Here is a 22,844-nt window from a genome sequence, read left to right as displayed (position 1 = left end):
AACGACGCTGCATCACCCGTCATGTACGATCTTCCAACCTGAGATGCACGCGGCTGCATGGCGGCCACGGCCTTTGACCCCCGGTTTCTGGAGGAATGCATGGAATTCCAGATGGCATTTCCGATAGCCGTTATCGACGAGGATTTCGACGGCAAGAGCGCTGCCGGGCGAGGCATGCGCGATCTGGCGGCAGCCATCGAAAAACAAGGCTTCCGGATCGTCTCCGGTCTTTCCTATGAGGATGCGCGGCGTCTCGTGCATATCTTCAACACCGAATCCTGCTGGCTCGTATCGGTCGACGGCGCGGAGGACAAGGCCACGCGCTGGCAGGTGCTGGAAGAGGTCCTGGCTGCAAAGCGGCGGAGGAACGACCGCCTGCCGATCTTCCTCTTCGGTGACAGCACGACTGCGGAAGACGTCCCGGCTGCGGTGCTGCGCCACACCAATGCGTTCTTTCGTCTGTTCGAAGATTCGGCGGAATTCATGGCGCGGGCCATAGCTCAGGCCGCGCGCAACTATCTCGATCGCCTGCCGCCGCCGATGTTCAAGGCGTTGATGAATTATACGCTGGAAGGCGCCTATTCCTGGCACACGCCCGGCCACGGGGGCGGTGTCGCTTTCCGCAAGAGCCCGGTCGGCCAGCTCTTCTATACCTTTTTCGGCGAAAACACGCTCAGATCCGACATCTCCGTATCGGTCGGCAGCGTCGGTTCGCTTCTGGATCACGTCGGACCGATCGCCGAGGGTGAGCGCAATGCTGCACGCATCTTTGGCACCGACGAGACCCTGTTTGTCGTCGGCGGTACGTCGACAGCCAACAAGATCGTATGGCACGGGATGGTGGGACGCGGCGATCTCGTGCTGTGCGATCGCAACTGTCACAAGTCCATTTTGCACTCTCTGATCATGACGGGCGCGACGCCCATCTATCTGACGCCGTCGCGCAATGGGCTCGGTATCATCGGCCCGATCTCGAAGGACCAGTTCGAGCCGGAATCGATCGCCCGCAAGATTGCCGCGAGCCCCTTTGCCGGGCAGACCAGCGGCAAGGTTAGGCTGATGGTGATCACCAACTCGACCTATGACGGGCTTTGCTACAACGTCGATGCCATCAAGGAATCGCTCGGCGACGCCGTCGAGGTGCTGCACTTTGACGAGGCCTGGTATGCCTATGCCAATTTCCATGAATTCTACGATGGGTTTCACGCCATCTCGTCGACGAAGCCGGCGCGATCCAAAACCGCGATCACCTTTGCCACGCACTCGACGCACAAGCTCCTGGCTGCTTTCTCGCAGGCATCGATGATCCATATCCAGCATGCCGAGACCAAGCGTCTCGACGTCACGCGCTTCAACGAAGCCTTCATGATGCACACCTCGACCTCGCCGCAATACGGCATCATTGCCTCCTGCGATGTGGCGGCTGCGATGATGGAGCAGCCGGCAGGGCGTGCGCTCGTTCAGGAGATGATCGACGAAGCGATCAGCTTCCGTCGGGCGATGAACGCTGCCCGAAAACAGACGGAAGCAAGCTGGTGGTTCGATGTATGGCAGCCGACGGTTGCCGACGCGACGCCGAGCGACATCCATGCCGACTGGGTTCTCAAGCCGGGTGAGGCGTGGCATGGGTTTGCGGACCTTGCCGAAAATCATGTGATGGTCGACCCGATTAAAGTCACCATCCTTTCGCCGGGCTTGTCGGCAAACGGCTTGATGCAAGAGCACGGCATTCCCGCCGCCGTCATCACCAAATTCCTCTCCTCGCGTCGCATCGAGATCGAGAAGACCGGACTCTATTCCTTCCTCATTCTCTTCTCGATGGGGATTACGCGCGGCAAATGGAGCACGCTTGTCACTGAGCTCATCAATTTCAAGGACCTCTACGACGCCAACGCGCCGCTGACGCGCGCTCTGCCGGCACTCGCCGCAGCCCATCCGGAGGCCTATGCGGGCATGGGGTTGAGAGATCTCTGCGAAAAGATCCACGCGATCTATCGCAAGGACGATGTGCCGAAGGCGCAGCGCGACATGTACACGGTCCTGCCGGAAATGGCGTTGCGTCCTGCCGATGCCTATGACCGGCTGGTCAAGGGGACGATCGAGAGCATCGAGATCGACGATCTCATGGACCGCATTCTCGCCGTGATGATCGTTCCCTATCCGCCGGGAATCCCGCTGATCATGCCGGGCGAGCGGATCACCCCGTCCACGAAGTCCATTCAGGATTATCTGCTGTATGCCCGGGATTTCGACAGCAAGTTCCCAGGTTTCGAGACGGATATCCACGGTCTTCGCTTCGCTCCGGGCGATGGCGGACGCCGCTACCTTGTCGATTGCATTGCAGAGAGGGCGCAAGGATGATCCCGCGCGATGTGAAGTCTCCGACGGTCGCAATACCGTTTCACAAAATGCTGAAGATCGTGGCCGTCGTCGATCGCGATAATCCGCAGGCGGTGGAGCTGCTGGCGCAGATTGCCGCCGAGGGTTTCGAAGTGGAACTGCGTGACAGCTACTCCGCCGACGTGTCTGAAGATGCAGCCGTCGGCGCCTATATCGGTTCGGTCGAGGGCGGCTGGCTGCCGGCCGCGCGCAGCTTCCTCCGCTCCGTCAGGGATATCGGCTTCGCTACGCCGATCTGGGCCATGGCGGATACGCTGACCGTTGCCGACATGGATGTGGTCGAAATGGCCGGCGAGGTGGAGGGCTTCGTCTATCTCGGCCAGCAGACGCCGACATTCTATGCCAAACAGATCATTTCCAGCGCGGTCAACTACGGCAAGACGCTGCTGCCGCCGTTTTTTGGCGGCATGATGGCCTATGACGGCGAGGCCAATATCGCTTTCGACTGCCCAGGTCATCAAGGCGGCCAGTTCTATCGAAAGTCACCTGCCGGGCAACTCTTCTTCAAATATCTGGGCGAAAGCATTTTCCGCAACGATCTCTGCAATGCGGACGTCGATCTGGGCGACCTTTTGATCCACGAGGGGCCCGCCGCGGAAGCCCAGAAGCAGGCGGCGCGCATCTTCGGCGCCGACCGCACCTACTTCATCTTGAACGGAACCAGCACCTCCAACAAGGTCGTCGCCAATGCGGTGCTGCGCAGCGGCGATCTCGTGCTCTTCGACCGCAACAATCACAAGTCCCTCCACCAGGGCGCTCTTGTGCAGGCGGGTGCGATCCCGATCTATCTGCCGACGGCCCGCAATGCTTTCGGCATGATCGGGGCGGTCGACTGGGCCGCCTGGGACGAGAAATGGCTCCGGCGAAAGATCGAGGAGCATCCTCTCGTCAGCGACAAAAGCCGAGCGAAAGCAGAAAGGCCCTTCCGGCTAGCCTGCATCCAGCTCGCGACCTATGACGGCACGATCTACAACGTGCGGGAGGTGATGAAGAAGATCGGCCACCTCTGCGACTACGTGCTCTGGGACGAAGCCTGGATCGGCTACAATGCCTTTCATCCGCTCTTCGAGGGACACAGCCCGATGCGGCTCGAGGATCTTCGCGCGGACATGCCGGGCCTGTTTTCCACCCAATCCGTGCACAAGCAGGGGGCGGGCTTCTCTCAGGCCTCGCAAATCCACAAGCGGGACGAACATATCAGCGGCCAGCGGCGGTTCGTCGAGCACAAGCGTTTCAACGAATCGCTGCTGATGCACGTTTCGACCTCTCCGTTCTATCCGCTCTTCGCCTCGCTAGACGTCAACGCCAAGGTTCATGAAGGCAAAGCCGGCGAGATGCTGTGGGACCGCTGCATCGAGCTGGGGATAGAGGTGCGCAAGAAGCTGCGCGGCTTCGTTCAGTACTACGAGTCCAACGCCGCCGGCACTGAGGAACAGTGGTTCTTCGATCCCTTCGTGCCGGACAAGGTCAGTGTTTCGGGTTCAAAACATACAAGCGATCTCGAAGACGTGCGCTGGGAAGATGTCGGAACGGACGTGCTCAAGCGCGAGCAGCAATGCTGGCGGTTCGATCCGCAGGCAAAGTGGCACGGTTATGCCGGATATGCGCCCGGCTATACGATGGTTGATCCCAACAAGCTTACGCTGCTGACGCCCGGCATCGATCGGCAGACCGGCGAGTATCGCGAATTCGGCATTCCGGCGACCGTTGTCGCCAACTTTCTGCGCGAGCAGCGGGTCGTGCCTGAAAAATGCGACCTGAACAGTCTTCTCTTCCTGCTGACGCCGGCCGAGGACGAGAGCAAGCTGAACACGCTTGTTGCCAAGTTGGTCAAGTTCAAGAACCTGTGGGATCGTGACGCGCCGCTGCAGGAAGTGCTGCCCACGGTGTTTGCGGCCAATCGCCAGCGCTATGCCGGCTACACGGTTCGGCAGATTTGCCGCGAAATGCACAGCTTCTATCGTGACGCCGGCGTCAAGGACCTGCAACGCCTGTGCTTCCGCTCGGAGAGCTTCCCCGAACCGGCAATTGCTCCGAAGCAGGCTTATGAAGCGCTGGTGGCCAACAATGTCGACTATGTGCCGCTGACGGAGGCTGCCAATCGCATCTCGGCAACCCTGGCGCTGATCTATCCGCCAGGTATCGGCGTGATCGTGCCCGGCGAGCGCTGGGACGACAGGGCGCGGCCAATGCGAGACTATTTCATGGCTTTCGAGGAGTCCTTCAACCGCTTCCCAGGCTTCAACTACGAAGTCCAGGGCGTGTTCCAGGAACGGATCGATGGGCGGATCAAGTTCTACACCTACGTCGTGCGCGAGCAGGGGGGCGAGAGGATTTCATCATGACCGAGAACACAATGCATCTTGCGACCGAGGCCGCCTCCAAGAAAAAGATGAACTTGATGCAGCTTACGTTCATCGTCGCCGTCAACATGATGGGATCCGGCATCATCATGCTGCCTGCCAATATGGCGCAGGTCGGCGCAATCTCACTGCTTTCCTGGCTCGTGACCGCTATCGGCTCGATGGCTATCGCCTACGGGTTCGCCCAGGCCGGGATCTTCAATCAGCGGCCGGGGGGCATGTCGGCTTATGCGGAGGACGCCTACGGGAAGGACGGCTATTTCCTGGTATTCTTCCTGTATTTTCTGTCGCTTGCCATCGGCAATGTCGCGATCGGCATCTCTGCAGTCGGCTACCTCGCGGGCTTCTTTCCCATATTGACCTCGGCGCCGATCATGACCTGTCTGGCGTTGATCGTTCTGCTCTGGCTGACGACAGCGGCAAATTTCGGCGGACCTCGCATCACCGGGCGTATCGGCTCTATCACGGTTTGGGGCGTCATCATTCCGGTCGGGCTGCTTTCGATCATCGGATGGTTCTGGTTCAGTTCGAGCACCTTCGCCGAGGCCTGGAACCCGAAGGGACTGACGCTCGGCCAGGGAATGGGATCGAGCATTTCGCTGACGCTCTGGGCTTTCCTCGGCATGGAATCGGCAGCGCAGAATTCGGACGCCGTCGAAAACCCGAAGCGTGACGTGCCACTTGCCTGCATGTTCGGCACGCTTGGTGCCGCCGTCATCTATATCCTGTCGACCACAGTCATCCAGGGCATCGTGCCGAACTCAGAACTTGCAGCCTCGACCGGGCCGTTCGCGCTGGCCTATGCCAAAATGTTCAACCCGATGATCGGTTCGATCATTATGGGCCTTGCAGTCCTTGCCTGTCTTGGTTCGCTCTTGGGCTGGCAATTCACGATCGCGCAGACCGCGCGCACCGCCGCCGAGGGGAGAATGTTCCCCGCCATATTCTCCCACGTCAACGAGATGGGCGCGCCGGTGAAGGGGATGATCATCCTCGGCATAGTGCAGACATGCCTTGCTCTGATGACCATTTCGCCGACGCTCAGCGAGCAGTTCTCCGCTCTGGTCAACCTCGCCGTCGTGACCAATGTGCTGCCCTATATCATCTCACTGTCGGCGCTGTTCGTCATCATGAAGGCGGCGCGTGTGCCGCCTGCGAAATACCGGCTGAACGCCGTCATCTGCATGATCGGCATGCTTTACAGCGTCTTCGCAATCTATGCTTCCGGCACGGATGCGGTGATGGGGGGAATGCTGGTGACAGGGATCAGCTTCATTATCTACGGCCTGATCGCACCGCGCTTCGCCGTCGGCGCGAACCGTGTGCCTGCCGAGTAGCGGGGGAGGAGAAACCATGCCTATCAGCAAAGGTCGATGGATCGCAACGGGCGCCTCCATCTTCATCGTGGCGCTGTCGTCTGTGGGTTTAGCGCCCGCTGACGCTCAGACGCTGGACCGTGTCCGCGCCAGCAGTTCGTTGAAACTGGGCTACGAGCCCGATGCAAGGCCGTTTTCGTTCAAGACGGACAATGGAGCGCCCGATGGGTATGCGGTCGCCCTTTGCAACAAGGTTGCTGACAGCCTGAAAGCCGAACTGAACCTGTCGCGGCTCGATGTGGAGTGGGTACCTCTGACCGCCGACGCGCGGGCAAATGCTGTCCCGGATGGCGTCGTGGATCTCGTCTGTGGGGCAGAGCCGGTCACGCTCAGCCGCAGGCAAAAGGTCTCGTTCTCCATCCCGATCTTTCCGAGCGGAACCGGGGCCGTGGTCAGCGCCAGCGCGCCGCTGGCTTTGCGGGAGGTGTTGGAGTATGGCGAACCGACGAACCGGCCTGTATGGCGAGGCTCGCCCGCGCGCACGATACTCGAGCATAAGACGTTCTCGTCTGTAACGGGCACGACAAGTGAGCGTTGGCTGTCGGACAGGATCAAGACCTTCCAGCTCGCCGCGACGGCGACATCCGTCGACAACTTCCAGAAAGGGATCGAGCGCGTCCTGGACAGCCAATCAGCTGTCTTTTTCGGAGACATGCCGCTTCTGATGGACGCCGCGGCGCGCAGTGATAATTCTGGCGATCTGATTGTTTTAAAACGACATTTTACCTATGAGCCGCTCGGTCTTGAACTGGCGCGAACAGACGAGGACTTCCGGCTAACGGTCGATCGAGCATTGAGCCAAGCCTATGCGGCGAAGGATTTCCGCACATTGTTTGCAACATGGTTCGGTCCGCCGGATGAGGCGACAGTCACCTTCTTCCAACAGACGGCTTTGCCGGAATAACACCACCCAAGGGAGCGAACGGTTGAGCCTCCTTTTGAAAGAGATCCGCGACAGCCCCATGCTGTGGTTGCTGGTCGCAGTGCCGGTGGTGTTTATTGCTGCGGCGGTGATGCCTGAGGCCCACACGGCGCTCTTTGTCCTGTCGGTGCTTGCCATCGTACCGTTGGCCGGGTTGCTCAGTCACGCAACCGAATCCGTAGCCGCCAAGACGGGTGACGCCGCAGGCGGGCTGCTTAACGCGACGCTCGGAAATCTCACCGAGCTGGTCATTGCGCTGGCTGCCCTGCGCGCCGGCGAGTATACGTTGGTAAAATCGTCGATTGCCGGCGCGATCGTCACCAACACGCTGTTCATGCTGGGCGCCTCTTTTCTCCTGGGCGGGCTTAAATACCACTTCCAGGAGTTCAACCGAGCCAGTGCGCGTCTTCAAGCCGGCCTTCTCTTTCTCGCCACCGTTGGGCTTCTGATGCCCTCGGCGGTTGCTGAAATGGACTCCACCTCGGCGTCGGCCGTCACCCAAAAACTCAGTCTCGGCCTGTCGGTTCTTCTCATTGTCGGGTACGGACTGGGGCTGTTGTTCAGCCTCAGGACACACCGCGAGATTTTCGCCGCAGCAGAGCATGCGGAGAGCGACGAGATGCCGTGGCCGATCGGCCTCGCCCTTGCCACGCTTGCTGGCGTCACCGTCCTCGTCGCGCTGGTGAGCGAGATCTTCGTCGAATCGGTGCAAAAGGCAGCTGAAGCGTTCGGAATGACGCCAGCCTTCGTCGGTTTCATCGTCGTCGCACTGGTTGGCGGGGCCGCCGAAATGGCTTCGGCGTTCTCAGGCGCTCGTAAGAACCGGCTCGATCTCAGCGTCGGCATCGCGCTCGGAAGCGCTTCCCAGATTGCGTTGTTCGTTGCACCCGTCCTGGTTTTGCTGAGTTACGTGATCGGTCCGTCGCCGATGAACCTGCAGTTCTGGCCGGGAGTCGTGGTGATGGTCCTCCTTGCGACCATCACGGCGATGTTCGTGACGAATAGCGGACGGTCGGCATGGTTTGTCGGCGTGTTGGTGCTGATGGTCTATTCGATCTTCGCCATAACGCTGTATGTCCTGCCCCCGCAAATGCAGTGACGTCGGCTGCAGTGGAATGATGCCCGAGCCCGATGCGGTGCGATAAGGGTTCCGCGATGCTCGACTGCGCCTTGGATCTTTCCCGACGCGCAAACGACGCTCTAGAACAGGATGGTTGTAGGTCAGGTCGGCCTGAATCCTGTTCTACGTTAATAGTTATAGCATCATGTCCTCCGGAAACCGCTCACACGCGGCTGAACTGCAGAAAGGTGGAAATCGTGCCAGTGGGAAAAGGCGATGAGCCCGGCGCCAGGCAAATGAGACGTCTGTTCTTCATTGCGCTCGCCCAGCAGCTTCGTATCATTTGGCCAATCCTGTCCGGCATCGTGTCGGTAATGATCGTTTCTGGCCTGGCAATATGGCGCATCGAGAATTGGAGGATCGACGAAGCCCTCTACTTCACCTTTGTGACCGGACTTACCATCGGATATGGTGATTTTACGCCCAAACATCTGTCGGCTCGGATGTTTGCCCTGGTGATCGGTTTTGCCGGAATCGTGCTGACCGGCGTCGTTGCGGCTGTCACCGTGAAGGCCTTGAGCGCAACCGATCAAGACAGCCGGAATGGGAGATACCAACCAGATGAGCCCTGACCGATGCGGCTGCGGCTGCTATCTGTTGGGCCAAATAAAGGGACGGTTTTTTCGTGCTTGCATCTCGGCGTTCACCGTACATCCCTTCGACGGCCGACGCGTCGATCCCAAAGCGGCCCGGCCGAACCTTCCATTTTGAAATTGCATGGATCTGCGCGGGAACGATCTGATGTTCATGCAGTTCGGGTACCTTGCGGACGTGAGTGCGGAGCTAATCGATGGGCAAAGAGTGTGGACGGAGGAAATTGATGCTGAGGCTCCCCGAGTTCCGTCCTGATTTGGCCGATCAGGCCAGTGAGGCGCTGGGCGAGATTTTTGAGGCTTATGATCTTGCCGCCAATGCTCTGGACCGCTTCCGAAGGCAGCATCCAAGGCAACAGACGCTGATCAACGAGTACGAACAAGTCTGCCGCGAAATAGAGCAAGAGGTCGTCGTCTATCGCACCAAAGACTGAACACGGAGAACACCCGAGAGCGTTCATCGAACAGACGGAGATATTTCATCTAAGCCGTCGCACGACGTCAGAATCTGTTTGGGCCGACTGATTTCAAGCCGCGTTCGATCCGTCTGGTGCATCTGATGGCCATGCCCAGGCTCTCAGAAGTTCATAGAAGACACTCAGGACGATCGGTCCCAAAAATAGCCCCAGCAGACCGTATGATAGGGTGCCTCCTATCACGCCGATTAGTATGATCGGCATGGGAGTCGAGAGGCCCCTAGACATCAGGATCGGCTTCAAGATGTTGTCGATGAGCGTGATGGGGACCGCAATGCAGGTAAAGACGAAGGCGGTGACGGGAGACCAGGAGAACCAGGCCCAGATGATGGCGGGCAGGAGCACCAGGCCAGGCCCGAGCTGCATCACGCAGAGCATGAAGACCAGAAAAGTCAGCGCCCCGCGCGCCGGCATGCCAAAGACGGCGAAACACAAACCGCAAAGCAAGGTCTGCAGAAAGGCAACGCCGATGACACCGCGCGATACGTTTCGCACGGTCGTTCCGGCCAGCCGGGCAAAGCCGACACCTCTGTCCCCGCCGACCCGGCTCGCCAGCGCCTGAATTGCTGTCGCCAAGCGCGCCGCCCTTGTCAGAAGCAGGCCGGAAAGCATGATCGATACGACAAAGCTCAACAGGCCGCCGCCAACCGAGGCGAGCTTTGCAACAACAACGCCCATGACCTCACGAATGGGCGCCTGAAACTTGACGATGGTGGAGGCCAGGTCACCGGCAATCTGGTTCCATGTGTCATGGATTCGCTCGCCGACGATCGGCCATTCCCGCACCGCCGCCGGGGCGGAGGGGAGCGTGACGTTTCCTGTCCACAACTTGCCGATCAACGCCTGCGCGGCATCGGCAAAATTGACGGCAACGAGGCCCAGCGGTGCGATGATCAGGACAAGACAGCCGACGACAATGACCGTCGCCGCAATTCTCGGTCTGTTTCCGATCAGCCGCGTGAGCGCTTCGAACATCGGGAACAGTGCGACCGCAAGAATGGCCGACCAGATGACGATGAGTGCGAAGGGCGCGATGAGAACCATGGTCCAGTAGGTAAAAAGCCCGATGATGCCCAATCGAACCAGATCGCTAACTTTCGCCTCTATCGAAACCTGTCCGGCCTCGCTGCGTTGCGTCGTCGTCTCGGCTGATCTGTCCATCATCGCGCCCGCCAGTTCCAGGCTCGTTTTGTTTATGGCGTGACGTCGGGCACGACATGTCGGATGCTGTGATCGTCCACGAAGTCGGCCGGCCGCTTCTGGCGTTTTTTGAGATCCGGCGCATTAAACTTGACGCGTTCATAAGGGATGGATTGCAGGATGTGCGAGATGCAGTTGATCCGCGCACGTTTCTTGTCGTCCGACGGCACAATCCACCACGGTGCGTGATTTGTATCGGTCATCCGCAGCATCGCGTCATAGGCGCGCGTATAATCCCACCAGCGCTGATAGGATTCGACATCCATCGGGCTCAGCTTCCATTGCCGCAGCGGGTCGTCGATCCGACGCTTGAAACGACGCTCCTGTTCCTCCTCGCCGACCGTGAGGAAATATTTCAGCAGAACAACGCCGCTTTCGACGATCGAAGCCTCGAAGCGAGGCGCTAATTCAAGAAAGCGCTCTGCCTTCTTTTCGCTGCAGAAACCCATGACGCGGTCGACGCCGGCACGGTTATACCAGCTGCGGTCGAAAATCACGATCTCGCCGGCTGCCGGCAGATGGGCGATGTATCGCTGCATATAGATCTGTGATTTCTCGCGATCGGTCGGAGCGGGCAGCGCCACGACGCGGAAAACGCGCGGACTGACCTTTTCCGTTATCCGCTTGATCATGCCGCCCTTGCCGGCGGCGTCGCGTCCTTCGAAGATGATGACAATCCTCGCACCGGATTTCTTCACCCAGGCTTGCAGATGCGCAAGCTCCACCTGCATGCGGCCGATTTCTTTTTCATAATCCCACGACTTCTTTTTCTTTTTGTCCTTGACGCCACTGTCTGTTCTTACAGCGATCTCGCTCGGTTCGTAATTCTCGTCCATGGCTTTGCCTCCTGTGCTCAAGGTGCTTTGGCTGCCGAAGCAGCCGTCCCGGTCTGATCGAAATCGCCGATCAGCGTTCGCAGGGCTTCCTCCCTGCCGTTGAAAAGATTTTCGGCTCCGATCGCTTTGATGACGCCGGCGCGTTCGAGAATGCCGCGGCTCTCTTCGCTGAGGTCAGCAATCGCGAAGATGATGTTCCGCTGCGCAAGGAGCTCGGCCACGGCCTCCAGTGCCGTTGCGCCGGTGCTGTCGATATGCGTGATCGCGCTCGCATCCAGCACGAGGCATCTGGTCCCGACAGCGAGCTCCTTTGCCACCGATGTCAGCCGCATGCGCAGGTAGTCGGCGTTGTAAAACAGAATGCTGCCCTGAATGGCAAAGACGGCCGCGCCCTCGACCGAGCGGGCTTCCGGAAACCGGCGAAGATCAAAGAAGCCATGCCGTCCCTCGATGCGGCCGAGAAGACCGTCGCGCGGGAACATCGTCTGACGCAGCAGATAGGCGAAAGTCGCAGCAACAGCGACGACCACGCCGTTGAGGACCCCGAAGCTGATTGCACCCCACATGGCAATCAGCGCAAAGATAAATTCCATCCGGCTGACGCGCCAGATTTTCTTCAGTTCGTGAACATCGATGAGGCTGATCGCTGCCGTTGCAAGGATTGCCGCGAGTGCTGGAATCGGAAGTATCCGCAAGGCACTGTGAAGGAAAACAAGAGCGGCAATCAGGGTCGCTGCCGATACCAGTCCCGCGGCCTGCGAGACGCCGCCCGTCGACAGGTTTATCGCGGTTCGCGAATCCGAAACGCTGACCGGAAACGAGCCGAAGAGGGCGGGTGCAATATTGGCAGCACCAAGTCCGATCAATTCCTGATTGGCGTCGACCTCCTCTCCGGTTCGCGAAGCGAAGCTTCTTGCCGCGACGATGCCGGCGCCGAAGCTGACGAGAAAGATGGCGGCTGAACCGAGCACGATCTTATCGAGAGGCATCCGATGCAATGCGGGCAGGGACAGGCTCGGCAGCCCGCTCGGGATGTCACCGACAACCGCGATACCCCGGCCTTGGAAGTCGAAGATCGCAGAGAGAACAACCGAGAGGACGACCACCAGAACAGGGCCCGGAACTCTGAAATGGAAGGCCCGGACGACCCATAACAACGCGAACATGATGAGGCCGAGAAGGAGCGAAGGCCAATGGATCAGACTGCTCTTGGCGAGGAGCTCGACGAGTGGCGGGATCAACCCATCCGATTCAATCTTGAGCCCTGTGAAGCGGCCGATTTGTCCGACAAGGATCGACAGCGACACGCCGGCGAAGAACCCCACCAGAATGGGACGCGACAGAAAGCTCGCGAGAACACCGAGCCTCAACAACCTTGCAGCAATGCAGCAGACACCGACACCGAGGGCAAGGGCCGACGCGATGGCGATCCTGTCGGTATCGGTCGCCGCCGGTCCAGTTGCGATGATCGCACCCATGGCGGCCGCCAGCACGGTCATGGTCGCGGCGTCGGGCCCGACGACCAAGAGCCGGGAAGGTCCAAAGATCGCATAGGCGATCGGCGCGACGATGCTGGCATAGATGCCCGTCTCAGGGGGCAAACCGGCGATGGCGGGGTAGGCGATGGCGCTCGGCAAACCAACGGCTGCGATCGACAGGCCGGCCGGAATGTCACTGCGGAGCCAGGCTCTGTTGAAGCCGGCAAGGCCCCGCAACATGGGAAGACTTCCTATCACCACTGGCTCCTTATCCCTTGCCGTTGGCCCTTGCCCGCTCGGCGCGCGTCGGATCTTGGTATTGCGGCGCAAACCGACGCAGGGTTTCTGCGGGACATGCCGTTAGTGTTCGAGGAACACGAAGTTCATCCAGCTGCTCATCCGCAACAGGACCTTGCGAAGGACTGCGACGTGGTGCCAATGGTGGGTGTAGACCGCGACATCGGCGACGACGCCGCCCGGTAGTTGATAATCGTCTGTGTTTTCGAGCAACTCGATCTGAGCCAGCGTTTGCCCGGGCGATATGCGCTCGGGCGATTGCGGATCGATCAGCGCACCGCTCGGCTGGAGTTGGCCCTGTGCCATCACATCGATGACCCCCTGCACCCGGGCCTTGAATATCTTGCCGGGCACGGCTCTGAAGGAGACCTCCGCTTCATCGCCGACGCGCACTCGCTGCAGCGAGTTCTGGATGAAAGCTGCCGCCAGCATGCGGTCCTGGCTGTCGATGAAGACCATGACCGGCCGCAAGGGCAGAGGGTTGGCCATCATTCCGGGGCGGAGGAAAACCTGCGTGACGTAGCCATCGGTCGGAGCCCGCACGACCGTCTGGTCGAGTTCGTATTCGGCGTTGTTCAATTCCGCTTGCAGCCTTGCAACTGTCGGGTTGGTTCCGTTGATCTCTGACTCATAGGCAAGTCTCGCCTGCACTGCTTGGGCGATGGCCGTGTCGACCGCAGCCTGCGAAGTCAGGTAGATGCCGCGCCGGTTCTCGACCTCAAGTTCGGAAAAGACGGCGCCCTTGCCGCTCGACTTCGCATTCTCGTTCGACTGCTGGAATTTCTCAAAGGCCTGCTGCGACCTGTCCCTCGAGGCCTCTGCGCCCGTGACCCCTGAATTGGCTGCATCCATGGCCGCTTTCAATTGCAGGACGGACTGCTTGGCTTCGGCGAGCGCGGCATTCTTCTGATCGACGGTGAACTGGTAGGGCCTCGGATCTATGCGAAAAAGAATGTCGCCTTTTTTCAACGGCGCATTCGCTGTCACCGGGACCTCGACGACCTGGCCTCCGACGACGGGAATGACCGGGGCCGAGGTGAAGTAGATGCGACCGTCGCCTGAATAGGGATGGTTGTAGCTCATCAGCAGCAGCAGGGTAGAAATGAGGAAGATCCCTCCAAGGACCGCGGTTGCGAGCGTCCACTGGTTCACAGGGATCCTGAATATTTTAAAGACTGCCCAGCAGATCGCGGCGTAGGTGAGTATGAGGAGCAGATCCATCAGGCGTTCTCCTTCTCCGGCGTCTTTGTCTCGAGCTCGGCGATTCTTGCATGGAGACGAGCAATTTCCGCATTCGCCTCAGCTTCCGCCGATAACTTCCCGTCCTGCCGGATGCCCCAGCCCCTGTCTTCGCGGTAAAGCGTTGCCCAAATGAACAGAAACGGCCAGATCACGTGGAGCGTGAAGAGGCTGACCCATCCGGCAACATGTATGGCGTCCTGATGGGGGTGGTTTCGTGCCTTGGCCATCAGGTGGGGAATGTCGTGAATTGCAATCACGGCGTAGAAGAGCGTGACCACGACGAAGACCAAGACGCCCAAGGCAAAATAGTCGAGAAACACGAATCCCCCTTCCGGCTTGGTCTGCCCGAGCCATTTTGATCGCAAGCGAAGATTGGATAGTAGGCCCGTTTCGGCGCAAAGACCCGTAGCATCGCGTAATCTCTATCGACACATCCGCAGGCGATCCGCCTGAGTGGATTGCCTGAATTGAAAGGAAAAACGCCGGATCGGCGGGTGCATCCCGTTCCACGGCTTGTTTGTCGAATGCGCAAATCGATTCGAGCGCCGGCTAGCGTAAGATCGCGTATTTTACGTCTTGAGGCGGTTCGCCTGATATATAGTTCCATACCTGCTGGCGCAGTTCGGTGGCGGGGGCGGAGATGGTGTCGGGAGAAAGTGGTTCGACATATTTGTCCGCCCTCGAAGCGGCAGAAGCTCATTTTCCCGACCAGGCAAGGCTCGTGCAGCGACTTTTCTACGTAAACGAGGCCTTTCACAGCATGTGCGAGGATCTCGCTGCGGCGGCGCAGGCATTGGCGCATGTCGAACAGCTGTCTGACGCCGTAAGGGAGGCGCGGCGGCTGGAATATGCAGGCTTGGTCGACGCATTGCTGAAAGAGATGAGGGAAGCGATAGCACAATCGAAAATTGTGATGCTCAGGCGGACGCCAGTTAGTCCGAAACTGCGGTGAACGCTTCTGCCATTCAACGATTAAAGGGAGGTCCTTGTGCGATGAATAGAGTTTCCCGCAAGCTGCTGGTTGGGTTGTCGACCTTGGCGATCATCGCGTTGCAGCCGGCACTTCCTGTCAGAGCGCAGGCTCCTGCACCAGCTGCGGCGCCCAACCAGGCGGATGCAGAACAGTCCACGGCGACACTCCTTTCAGACGATGAACTTGAAGTGCTCGTGGCGCGGATCGCGCTCTATCCGGACGAACTGGTCGCGGCGATTTCGGCCGCCTCGCTGTTTCCCTTGCAGATCATCGAAGCCCAGCGTTTTCTGGATACGAAAAAGAAGAATGCCGACCTCAAGCCCAAAAGCGACTGGGACGGCAGCGTCGTCTCGTTGCTCAACTACCCCGATATCGTCAAGATGATGAGCGAGGATCTCGATTGGACCCAATCGCTTGCCGATGCGCTCACCAATCAGCAGAAGGATGTGCTGATTGCCATTCAGCAACTTCGCGACGAAGCGGTGGCAAAAAACATCATCAAGACGGATGACAAGGTGACGGTCGTTACGGAAAACGACAATGTCATCATCCGTCCGACCGATCCGGAAAAAATCTATATCCCGCAATATCCGCCGGAGATGCTTTACGAGCCGGGCTATGCTTCTGAACCGATCTCCTACTATCCGGAGCCGTACGACAATTATTACTATCCCGGAGCCGCTTTCTTTGCCGGCGCGGTAACCGGGGTCGCCTTTGCCGCCATCGTGAACTGGGACGACTGGGGTGTGTGGGGAGGTCGCTGGGGCGGTGGTGACGTCGACATCGACTGCAACAATTGCCTGAACGGTCGAAATTTCAACGGGAAGATGAAGTTTAACGATGTCGATTGGTCGAATGTCGACCGCAGCAAAATGAGCATCGGCAAGGACCAACTTGCCAAGCTGGACCGTTCGTCGATCAAATCCGGATTGCAGGCCGACAATCGCAATCAGTTGCGCAACAGAGCGTCCGAAATAAATGCAAGCCAGAGGACGGGCACGCGTGATGTCGGCGCCCGCGCCGACGATATCCGGAAGGGAACGGTGCAGGGGCTGAAGGAAAAGCCGCGACCCGGAGCGCCGAACGCGGCCAATCGTCCGGGGGCGTCACGCCCCGACGCGCGCCCCGCGAAGTCGGCCAATCGCCCGAACAAGCCGGCCGCAAGGCCTGCGCAGAAAGCCAAAAAACCGCAAATGGCCGCCAGGTCCGACAATCGCAACCGGCAGCCGAGTGCGCTTGGCAATGTCCAATCCGGCCGCCGGGAAGCGGTTTCTTCGAAGCGGGGTGCGCAGAGCATGGGCGGCCAACAGCGCTCTGCGCCGCGCGCCGCGCCACAGCGCTCCCGCCCTCCAGTATCCCACGGTGGTGGCCGTGGTGGCGGTGGCCGTGGTGGTGGTGGCGGCGGTGGCCGTGGCGGCGGCGGCCGGCGATAAATGTCTTCCTTCCAAAATTGCCGGAGTTATATGATGAGAACTCAATCACCCTTGATCCTGCTTATGCTTTCTACCGCGCTCTGCGTTTCCGCGACCCCGTCAGTGTCGCGGATGCAGACTGATCTCACCGAGTTTGCGGCGGAAGGTCCGACGCCGTCGTTTGGCACGCCGGCCGAGGTTCTCGATCGGCTGAAGGCAGCGCTGGCTAACAACGATGTCGACGGGTTCGCAGGTCTTCTCGGCCTGAAGGCGGACAAGCTGCGGTCCAGCAACGAGGCGATGATCACCTATGGGCTGATCCGCGAAGGCGCTGCACGGCAGATCATCCTGGAGGATCTCGGTGGACGGAAGTTCGTCGCGATCGGCGACCGGCTTTGGCCTTTGCCCTTCCCGCTGACGGAAAAGGACGGGAAATGGTCCTTTGACACCCAGGGCGGCCTTCAGGAGATCATCAATCGCCGGATCGGCGAAAACGAACTCGCGACGATCGACACCATGCACGAATATGTCGCGGCTCAGTATCAATATGCGTCCGAGGACCGAGATGGCGATGGCATTTACGAGTTCGCGAAAAAATTGATCAGCAGTCCGGGCAAGCTGGACGGCCTGTATTGGGACCCGAGCGTCTTTGGCGAAGAAAGCCCGGCAAGCGCCTTGGTCGAGACGGCTGCCTTCGGCGCCGCCAAACGCGGCGAAGGTTATTTCGGATACCGCTATCGCATCCTGACCGCCCAGGGTGACAATGTGCTGGGCGGTAAACAAAGTTACGTCGTCAACGGCTATATGACCGCCGGCTTTGCGTTGCTCGCCTGGCCCGTCGCATATCGGGTGACCGGCGTGGAGACATTTATCATCAACGGGGCGAGTGTCATCTATCAGCGCGACCTCGGTCCGCAAACGGAACAGCGCGCCGCGGCGATCAAGGAATTCAATCCGGACGCCAACTGGACGGTTGTCAGCGAGTAGATCCAAGAGCGTGTCGCCCGAAAACTGTGAGTATTTTCGCGCGACTTCATCCTTGCCCTCTCATTGGAAACAGGATTCAGACTTGGCCGACCCGGCCTACAATAATCCTGTTCTAGCGGTGACGCCTTGCGCCCGGGAGGGAAGGTCCAGGGCAGCGGCCATGGCGCGGTTGGAGTAGCGCTTAATGCCTGTGACTTCTTGCCCAAGCCAGCTCGGCAGGTCTGGCCGATCATCTTCGCTTGCCATTTCTATCTCGGCGAGCGTCAATCCCTCATACAGCCCAGCGAAGACGTCTATGGTCCAGCTTCTTCCGTGGTGGAGGACTTGGTAACGCGTCTTTTCAATGACGTGGCCGGTGGCATGGAGGAGCAGGTCGCGTGCCTCTTCAACGGGGATCTCGTACTCGTATTCCTCCTTTGAGAGCTCAGCTATGCGGAACTTGATCGTCAGGCACGCACAATGCCCGTCGATCAGGCGGACGCGTATCGAACTCTCGTCGCGGGACAGGTAAGCCTGCTGCAGGACATGCGAATTGCCGGCGCTGTCGCGCCAACTATTATCGCGGATCAGGAACTTGCGTTCGATCTCGGTCGCTTTCAAGTGATGTTCCTCCGCCCCGACCAGCGGCTCCTGCGGTCAGTCGACAGGCGGCTCCCAAGTGAGGAAGAAGCCGACATCTCCAGGCATGCCGTCCGGGAAGCTGATGATCATGGCCTTCAGCCCGTAGCCCTGCGGCCTCGCAACCTGCTCGAAGAGTTCGAGGAGTTCCTTTGCCTTCCCCTGCAGGGTCTTCTGCCATCCGGGTAGGTTGTTATTGATGGCGCGGCCGCTGTCCGAGCAGAATGTCGACGGGAAACTGTAGATCAGCGCCTCGTATTTGCCGTCTGCGGCGGCTTTCATCACCAGCCGCTTGATAACGGTGCGTTCTGCTTCGCCGATACTTTTTCGAAAAAAATCCTCGACGAAATCCGCATGTTTTTTTGCTTCACGCGCCTTGATCTTGTCGCTACGGTCCATCTCGAGAAGCTGAAGCTCCAGAGCACGTTTGCGCAATTCCTCCGCGCTTGTCATGGGATGCGGGGTCGAGGGCTCAGTCATGGCAGCTTCCTCCAGAATATCCGGTGATGATAGGGGGAGCTGGGGCATTAAGGCAGTAAAATACATGTCGGCTGTGGTAGAATACGGTATCTTACGCTGGGATTTCTGTGACGTCATACCTCATCTGACTATTGCGCGAATCCCTTTGGCCATTATTGGGCTGCTCGGTTGGGTCGGGATTGCCGTTACGCCAGGCTGAGATTAGTGTTGGGCAGCATACTGCAGGTTGTTGGAAATCGGAATCCGGGGGGCCTGATGACGAGTGCAGGCATTAACAGGAGCATCGCTTCGCAAGACGAGGTGCATCAGCAACTCGAGCGTATTCTTGCCAGCCGGGAGTTTCGCCTCCCGGAACGGGCGAGAAGATTCCTCGAATTCGTGGTGATCGAAACGCTTGCAGGCCGCCGCGAATACCTGAAAGCGTTTACCGTTGCACAAGCCGTTTTTGGCAGGGATGCGAAATTCGATGCCCAACAGGATCCATGTGTCCGGATCGAAGCAGGGCGGCTGAGACGCGAGCTGGAACACTATTACCTGACCGATGGCGGCGCTGATCGGGTTATCATCACAATTCCCAAGGGCGGATACGCGCCAGTCTTCGAAGTCAACCCCGATGCTGAACTGATCGAGATGTTGCCGGTCGAGCAGCCTCTTCGCTCGGCGTTCTCAGGCGACGACGGCGAGCAGGCCAAAGCGGCGGCAGACGAGATCGGCGAGGTGCGCCGACACGTATCGAGGCGGCATTGGCTTCTCGTAGCAGGCGCGGTGATTGTCTTCGCCGCGGCAGTGGGCATATTTCAGCAAGTGGGGTCGCCGCGCTCGGATCATGGGGCCGCACAGGGAGCCGATACCCGCCCCAGCATTATCGTCGAGCGTCTTGACGCGTCGTCCGGGGGGGCGCCCGCGACCGATATCGCTCGGGGCATGACCGACGACATCATCGAGAAGATGGTCCGCTTCAATGAAATCATTGTGGTCACCGCCATGCCGCGAAATAACGGCGTCCCTTCGTCACAGCCGCTCTACGCCCTCCAGGGAAGTGTGGAGCTCGAAGGCAACCGGCTGCGGTCAATCGTAAGGCTCGTGCGGCGGGCGGACGCGGCGGTCATCTGGGCAAGTAACTATGATGTGGACACGAAAGTGCAAGGCATTCCAGAAGCCCAAGCAAGCCTCGCTGGGGACATAGCCACGGCGGTCGCGCGCCCATTCGGGGTGATGTTCCAGAGCGATACCGCAACCATCGCCGGAAGCGCAGATTCTTTTTCATGCATTCTGTCCTATTACAGCTACCGTAGCGAAATGACGGTGCAGGCCCTTGAGGTGGCAAAACATTGCCTGCAAGCGGCGGTGGAAAAAGCGCCTGCCGATTCCAATGTTGCGGCGCTGCTTTCGCTGATAAATCTCGACGAGTTCCGCTTTTCATACCAGCTTCACACGAAACCGACCGCTGCGACGCTTGGCGTCGCGAAGGCGCTTGCCCAACTGGCGGTGCGGCTCGATCCGAAGAATGCGCGTGCGCATCAAGCGCTGATGCTTGCCGACTTTTTCGGCAATGATCAGGCTGGGGCTTTAGATGCCGGCGCCGCTGCCTATGCCAGCAACCCGAACGATACCGAAGTGGTCGGTGAATATGGCTTGCGCCTTTCAATGTCGGGGGAGTGGGATAGAGGCTGCGGATTGATTTCCGAGGCTGTCGGGAAAAATGCCGGTCCGCGCGGATATTACGAGGTTGGAATGGCGCTGTGCGCTTTCATGCGGGGCGATTTGCAAGCTGCCGAACTATGGTCGCACATGTCGGACCTCAACTACAATCCGATGCATCGTCTCGTATTGCTTTCGATTCTCGGGGCGCTTGGAAAGAAACAGGAGGCCCAAGAGCAACTGGAATGGATCAAGAGCAAATCACCTGCATTGATCTCGAACGTCAGGCCCGAAGTCGTCACACGGCTGGCGCGGACCGAAGATCAAGAGCGGTTTCTCGCAGGAATAGAGGCCGCCGGCCTGTCCATGCCAAACGACAAGACGCCGAAGGAATGACGGATTCAATCAGCCGCCGTGCCTGAGCGGATGGCCCAAGTTGCCCGATGAGCGCCTGCCTCCTCGGCTGAGGTCAATCGTTGTGCGTCACCGGTCGAAACTCCTTCTCCACGATAAAGATTCGACGAGCGCACACTGGTCAGGGTGCTGTCTGAGCAAAGCGAAGACATCCCAACTGACTTTCCAGGGCAAGCATGAATGAGACGTACACGGCGTTCGACCGCAGCCCGCAAAAAACAGCTCGGCTCTTACCAACTAACGCGGTCGCTTGGTTTACTCGGCGTCCTCGTTCGCCCTGGGAAACAGTTCAAGCACATTTGACCCGTTCGAGGACGCTGGAGTGCCTGGCTTTCGGCGTCGCGAACCGCTTTGTCCAGCCTTTTGAATAGCTGAAACGAGCCCTTCGCGCTGGCGATAATAGTCGGGCTTGGCAGGCAGAGTCAGGTCGAACTCTTTTAGCATACGCTCAATGATGTCCATCGCTTCAGCCGCGAGATTAGCATAACCTTCTTGGCGTCGCTCGAAGAAGCCACCGTATCTCGGCTTGGAAAGGTCGAGACTATCCAAGGCGTATGAGAGGTTTTTCACGCGGTTCGACAGCCACAGAATTTCGTCCGAAAGCTCGGCATCGAAAATGTTCCAATTGGCGTTCGCTGGTAGCACAAGGGTCGGATCTGGAACGTGGAACACGAATTCGCCTTCATCAATAGGATTGAATTCGGGCATGTCGTGAACGGCAGCATAGCTGGCTCCGACAAAGTCATCTAGCGCCAGCACCGTCATCATCGCGAGGTTTCTCGTTTCGGCCTTTGGGCGCCGGTTGATTCCCGTCTTCACAAGTCGAATGACGTTCGGAAGCAAGGAACCAGCAGCTAAACTGCCAGCGCCTATGAACGCTCCCATTGCCATGATCCCTTGAGTGGTTTCGAAGAACTGCGTCAATAGTCACCTCGTTGAATAGGAGATGTGAATTGCGTCAAGCAGCAGACGCTGACGGAATCCGCACTTTCCGTTCCAGTTTGCCTTGAACTGAAATGATAGGGAACTCGGTTTCGCCGGAATGCTCTCCATCGAGCGTGACGACCTCAGTTCCGTTGAAGCCTTGGCAATGAGCTGTTGGTCCAACGATCAATCAGCATCTCAAATGAGATCGAGCGGCTTCGCTTTCAAGGACCTCCCGATAATCGGGCCTCGAACGATTTAGCGGTTATGGCAAATCGACTAGTCGGACGCGCTCGGAGGGATCGCCCTCGTCTGTCTCGGCTGCAACTCGAACCACATTCTTCGTCCGAGCGAGATCCCGGTGATGGCCGCGACTCTTGCGAGAGGTGGATTTGGACATGAACCAGGCCTTGGCTGCAGGAGCGGCAGGCGGCGTTTGACGGAGGTGCCCTTGATGACAGCCGTGCTGGTGACGGCGTATTCAGAGAGAGCTTCAAGAACATCTTCCATCTGCTCGATCGAATGGACGACCAAGCGGGCGAGGAAAGGATCGTCACCGGTGATCTTGTCGCATTCGATAAATTCCGGCCGCTCCTGAATGAGTCTTTCGGCAAGATGAAGCTTGCCGGGGAGAGGCCTGATCCTCACCATCGCCCGGATCTGATAGCCGATCGCGCGCGTGTCCACATCGACCGTGAAATCCCGGATAACTCCGGTTGCCTCCAGCCTGCGAACACGCTCCGAAACGCATGGCGCGGCCATGCCGATGAGGCGGGCAAGCTCGCTCATCGATAAGCGGGCATCCGAATCGAGCGCGGCCAGAATACGTGCGTCAACCTGGTCCTGTTGCCGCTAGCTTCCTTCGAGCTTACACGGCCTGCACATTCTGGTCCTTCGGCAGCGAGATCGTCATCGCCGCGGCGGCGGCGGCCGTGACTGCAACCGCGAGATAGATGCCGCTGAAACTCTCCGTCGATGTCTTGATCACGCCGCCAAAGAAGTTCCCTGTAGTGCCGCCGATGCCTTGGAACACGGTGCAGATGCCTAAGACAGTCACCGCGACGCGGGGCGTGGCGCGATGTGAGACATAGG

General features: G+C 59.1%; 19 protein-coding genes and 2 pseudogenes. 11 read left to right on the top strand and 10 right to left on the bottom strand.

Annotated features, from left to right (window positions below; translation table 11 throughout):
* Nucleotides 1-99: 99 nt before the first annotated feature.
* The 7 genes from HJB82_RS20570 to HJB82_RS20540 all read left to right on the top strand — a co-directional run bounded on the left by HJB82_RS20570 (nucleotide 100) and on the right by HJB82_RS20540 (nucleotide 9,208).
* Nucleotides 100-2,361, top strand: coding sequence for an arginine/lysine/ornithine decarboxylase (locus HJB82_RS20570; protein WP_221141265.1), 2,262 nt, complete (start codon nucleotides 100-102; stop codon nucleotides 2,359-2,361).
* The gene (gene speC / locus HJB82_RS20565; RefSeq protein ID WP_221141263.1) at nucleotides 2,358-4,745 is read left to right on the top strand and encodes an ornithine decarboxylase; all 2,388 of its coding nucleotides are present in this window, start codon (nucleotides 2,358-2,360) and stop codon (nucleotides 4,743-4,745) included. Before HJB82_RS20570 ends, speC begins: the two co-directional genes overlap by 4 nt.
* Nucleotides 4,742-6,100, top strand: coding sequence for a putrescine-ornithine antiporter (gene potE, locus HJB82_RS20560; RefSeq protein WP_221141253.1), 1,359 nt, complete (start codon nucleotides 4,742-4,744; stop codon nucleotides 6,098-6,100). The genes speC and potE overlap by 4 nt, the downstream gene beginning before the upstream one ends.
* 16 nt (nucleotides 6,101-6,116) lie before the next feature.
* Nucleotides 6,117-7,043 (top strand): amino acid ABC transporter substrate-binding protein, encoded by a 927-nt coding sequence (locus tag HJB82_RS20555; RefSeq protein ID WP_221116255.1) that lies wholly within the window; start codon nucleotides 6,117-6,119, stop codon nucleotides 7,041-7,043.
* A 22-nt stretch (nucleotides 7,044-7,065) separates the two neighbouring features.
* The gene (gene cax / locus HJB82_RS20550; RefSeq protein WP_207585775.1) at nucleotides 7,066-8,160 is read left to right on the top strand and encodes a calcium/proton exchanger; all 1,095 of its coding nucleotides are present in this window, start codon (nucleotides 7,066-7,068) and stop codon (nucleotides 8,158-8,160) included.
* 257 nt (nucleotides 8,161-8,417) lie between these two features.
* Complete coding sequence (locus HJB82_RS20545) at nucleotides 8,418-8,753, top strand: potassium channel family protein (RefSeq protein WP_207585774.1); 336 nt, start codon at nucleotides 8,418-8,420, stop codon at nucleotides 8,751-8,753.
* Between the two features lie 218 nt (nucleotides 8,754-8,971).
* Entirely contained in the window at nucleotides 8,972-9,208 is a 237-nt protein-coding gene (locus HJB82_RS20540; protein WP_221116256.1) for a hypothetical protein, read from the top strand.
* A 93-nt stretch (nucleotides 9,209-9,301) separates the two neighbouring features.
* On the opposite strand, the gene HJB82_RS20535 is transcribed toward HJB82_RS20540, so the two are convergent.
* The 5 genes from HJB82_RS20535 to HJB82_RS20515 form a co-directional block, all read right to left on the bottom strand.
* Nucleotides 9,302-10,411: an AI-2E family transporter gene (locus tag HJB82_RS20535; RefSeq protein WP_221116264.1), complete on the bottom strand. Its 1,110-nt coding sequence runs from the start codon at nucleotides 10,409-10,411 to the stop codon at nucleotides 9,302-9,304.
* A gap of 32 nt (nucleotides 10,412-10,443) precedes the next feature.
* On the bottom strand, nucleotides 10,444-11,286 hold the full coding sequence (gene ppk2 / locus HJB82_RS20530; RefSeq protein ID WP_221141240.1) for a polyphosphate kinase 2: 843 nt from the start codon (nucleotides 11,284-11,286) through the stop codon (nucleotides 10,444-10,446).
* A 17-nt stretch (nucleotides 11,287-11,303) separates the two neighbouring features.
* On the bottom strand, nucleotides 11,304-13,004 hold the full coding sequence (locus tag HJB82_RS20525) for a SulP family inorganic anion transporter (RefSeq protein WP_259673981.1): 1,701 nt from the start codon (nucleotides 13,002-13,004) through the stop codon (nucleotides 11,304-11,306).
* 120 nt (nucleotides 13,005-13,124) lie between these two features.
* Nucleotides 13,125-14,282 (bottom strand): HlyD family secretion protein, encoded by a 1,158-nt coding sequence (locus HJB82_RS20520; RefSeq protein ID WP_207585770.1) that lies wholly within the window; start codon nucleotides 14,280-14,282, stop codon nucleotides 13,125-13,127.
* Nucleotides 14,282-14,623: a DUF3302 domain-containing protein gene (locus HJB82_RS20515; protein WP_207585769.1), complete on the bottom strand. Its 342-nt coding sequence runs from the start codon at nucleotides 14,621-14,623 to the stop codon at nucleotides 14,282-14,284. Before HJB82_RS20515 ends, HJB82_RS20520 begins: the two co-directional genes overlap by 1 nt.
* 320 nt (nucleotides 14,624-14,943) lie before the next feature.
* On the opposite strand from HJB82_RS20515, the gene HJB82_RS20510 reads away from it, so the two are divergent.
* From HJB82_RS20510 to HJB82_RS20500, 3 genes are read left to right on the top strand one after another with little or no spacing between them, the layout of a single operon-like run.
* Nucleotides 14,944-15,255, top strand: coding sequence for a hypothetical protein (locus HJB82_RS20510; RefSeq protein WP_207585768.1), 312 nt, complete (start codon nucleotides 14,944-14,946; stop codon nucleotides 15,253-15,255).
* 41 nt (nucleotides 15,256-15,296) lie between these two features.
* A complete protein-coding gene (locus HJB82_RS20505; protein WP_207585767.1) occupies nucleotides 15,297-16,709 on the top strand; it encodes a DUF3300 domain-containing protein in 1,413 nt (470 codons plus the stop codon).
* Nucleotides 16,710-16,742: 33 nt separating this feature from the next.
* Entirely contained in the window at nucleotides 16,743-17,675 is a 933-nt protein-coding gene (locus HJB82_RS20500) for a DUF2950 domain-containing protein (protein WP_221116257.1), read from the top strand.
* Between the two features lie 96 nt (nucleotides 17,676-17,771).
* On the opposite strand, the gene HJB82_RS20495 is transcribed toward HJB82_RS20500, so the two are convergent.
* Both HJB82_RS20495 and HJB82_RS20490 read right to left on the bottom strand, forming a co-directional pair.
* Entirely contained in the window at nucleotides 17,772-18,275 is a 504-nt protein-coding gene (locus HJB82_RS20495; protein ID WP_221131123.1) for a CYTH domain-containing protein, read from the bottom strand.
* A 36-nt stretch (nucleotides 18,276-18,311) separates the two neighbouring features.
* Complete coding sequence (locus tag HJB82_RS20490; protein ID WP_207585932.1) at nucleotides 18,312-18,773, bottom strand: hypothetical protein; 462 nt, start codon at nucleotides 18,771-18,773, stop codon at nucleotides 18,312-18,314.
* Between the two features lie 255 nt (nucleotides 18,774-19,028).
* Between HJB82_RS20490 and HJB82_RS20485 the strand changes: the two genes are divergently transcribed.
* The gene (locus HJB82_RS20485) at nucleotides 19,029-20,810 is read left to right on the top strand and encodes a hypothetical protein (protein WP_221141236.1); all 1,782 of its coding nucleotides are present in this window, start codon (nucleotides 19,029-19,031) and stop codon (nucleotides 20,808-20,810) included.
* A 273-nt stretch (nucleotides 20,811-21,083) separates the two neighbouring features.
* On the opposite strand, the gene HJB82_RS20480 is transcribed toward HJB82_RS20485, so the two are convergent.
* The 3 genes and pseudogenes from HJB82_RS20480 to HJB82_RS20470 form a co-directional block, all read right to left on the bottom strand.
* Nucleotides 21,084-21,752 (bottom strand): hypothetical protein, encoded by a 669-nt coding sequence (locus HJB82_RS20480; RefSeq protein ID WP_221116258.1) that lies wholly within the window; start codon nucleotides 21,750-21,752, stop codon nucleotides 21,084-21,086.
* A 417-nt stretch (nucleotides 21,753-22,169) separates the two neighbouring features.
* Nucleotides 22,170-22,595: pseudogene (locus tag HJB82_RS32035) on the bottom strand (Lrp/AsnC family transcriptional regulator); the annotation flags it as partial.
* A gap of 25 nt (nucleotides 22,596-22,620) precedes the next feature.
* A pseudogene (locus HJB82_RS20470) lies at nucleotides 22,621-22,844 on the bottom strand (MFS transporter); the annotation flags it as partial.

This window comes from Rhizobium sp. NZLR10 (genome assembly GCF_019685125.1).
In the GTDB taxonomy this organism is placed as follows: domain Bacteria; phylum Pseudomonadota; class Alphaproteobacteria; order Rhizobiales; family Rhizobiaceae; genus Rhizobium.
This window is presented reverse-complemented; position numbering and strand designations above follow the sequence as displayed.

Excerpts from the sequence above, each read along its gene's own strand:
- HJB82_RS20570 (WP_221141265.1), top strand. The coding sequence starts at position 100 with ATGGAATTCCAGATGGCATTTCCGATAGCCGTTATCGACGAGGATTTC.
- speC (WP_221141263.1), top strand. The coding sequence starts at position 2,358 with ATGATCCCGCGCGATGTGAAGTCTCCGACGGTCGCAATACCGTTTCAC.
- potE (WP_221141253.1), top strand. The coding sequence starts at position 4,742 with ATGACCGAGAACACAATGCATCTTGCGACCGAGGCCGCCTCCAAGAAA.
- HJB82_RS20555 (WP_221116255.1), top strand. The coding sequence starts at position 6,117 with ATGCCTATCAGCAAAGGTCGATGGATCGCAACGGGCGCCTCCATCTTC.
- HJB82_RS20545 (WP_207585774.1), top strand. The coding sequence starts at position 8,418 with ATGAGACGTCTGTTCTTCATTGCGCTCGCCCAGCAGCTTCGTATCATT.
- HJB82_RS20540 (WP_221116256.1), top strand. The coding sequence starts at position 8,972 with ATGGGCAAAGAGTGTGGACGGAGGAAATTGATGCTGAGGCTCCCCGAG.
- HJB82_RS20535 (WP_221116264.1), bottom strand. The coding sequence starts at position 10,411 with ATGGACAGATCAGCCGAGACGACGACGCAACGCAGCGAGGCCGGACAG.
- ppk2 (WP_221141240.1), bottom strand. The coding sequence starts at position 11,286 with ATGGACGAGAATTACGAACCGAGCGAGATCGCTGTAAGAACAGACAGT.
- HJB82_RS20525 (WP_259673981.1), bottom strand. The coding sequence starts at position 13,004 with ATGTTGCGGGGCCTTGCCGGCTTCAACAGAGCCTGGCTCCGCAGTGAC.
- HJB82_RS20520 (WP_207585770.1), bottom strand. The coding sequence starts at position 14,282 with ATGGATCTGCTCCTCATACTCACCTACGCCGCGATCTGCTGGGCAGTC.
- HJB82_RS20510 (WP_207585768.1), top strand. The coding sequence starts at position 14,944 with ATGGTGTCGGGAGAAAGTGGTTCGACATATTTGTCCGCCCTCGAAGCG.
- HJB82_RS20505 (WP_207585767.1), top strand. The coding sequence starts at position 15,297 with ATGAATAGAGTTTCCCGCAAGCTGCTGGTTGGGTTGTCGACCTTGGCG.
- HJB82_RS20500 (WP_221116257.1), top strand. The coding sequence starts at position 16,743 with ATGAGAACTCAATCACCCTTGATCCTGCTTATGCTTTCTACCGCGCTC.
- HJB82_RS20490 (WP_207585932.1), bottom strand. The coding sequence starts at position 18,773 with ATGACTGAGCCCTCGACCCCGCATCCCATGACAAGCGCGGAGGAATTG.
- HJB82_RS20485 (WP_221141236.1), top strand. The coding sequence starts at position 19,029 with ATGACGAGTGCAGGCATTAACAGGAGCATCGCTTCGCAAGACGAGGTG.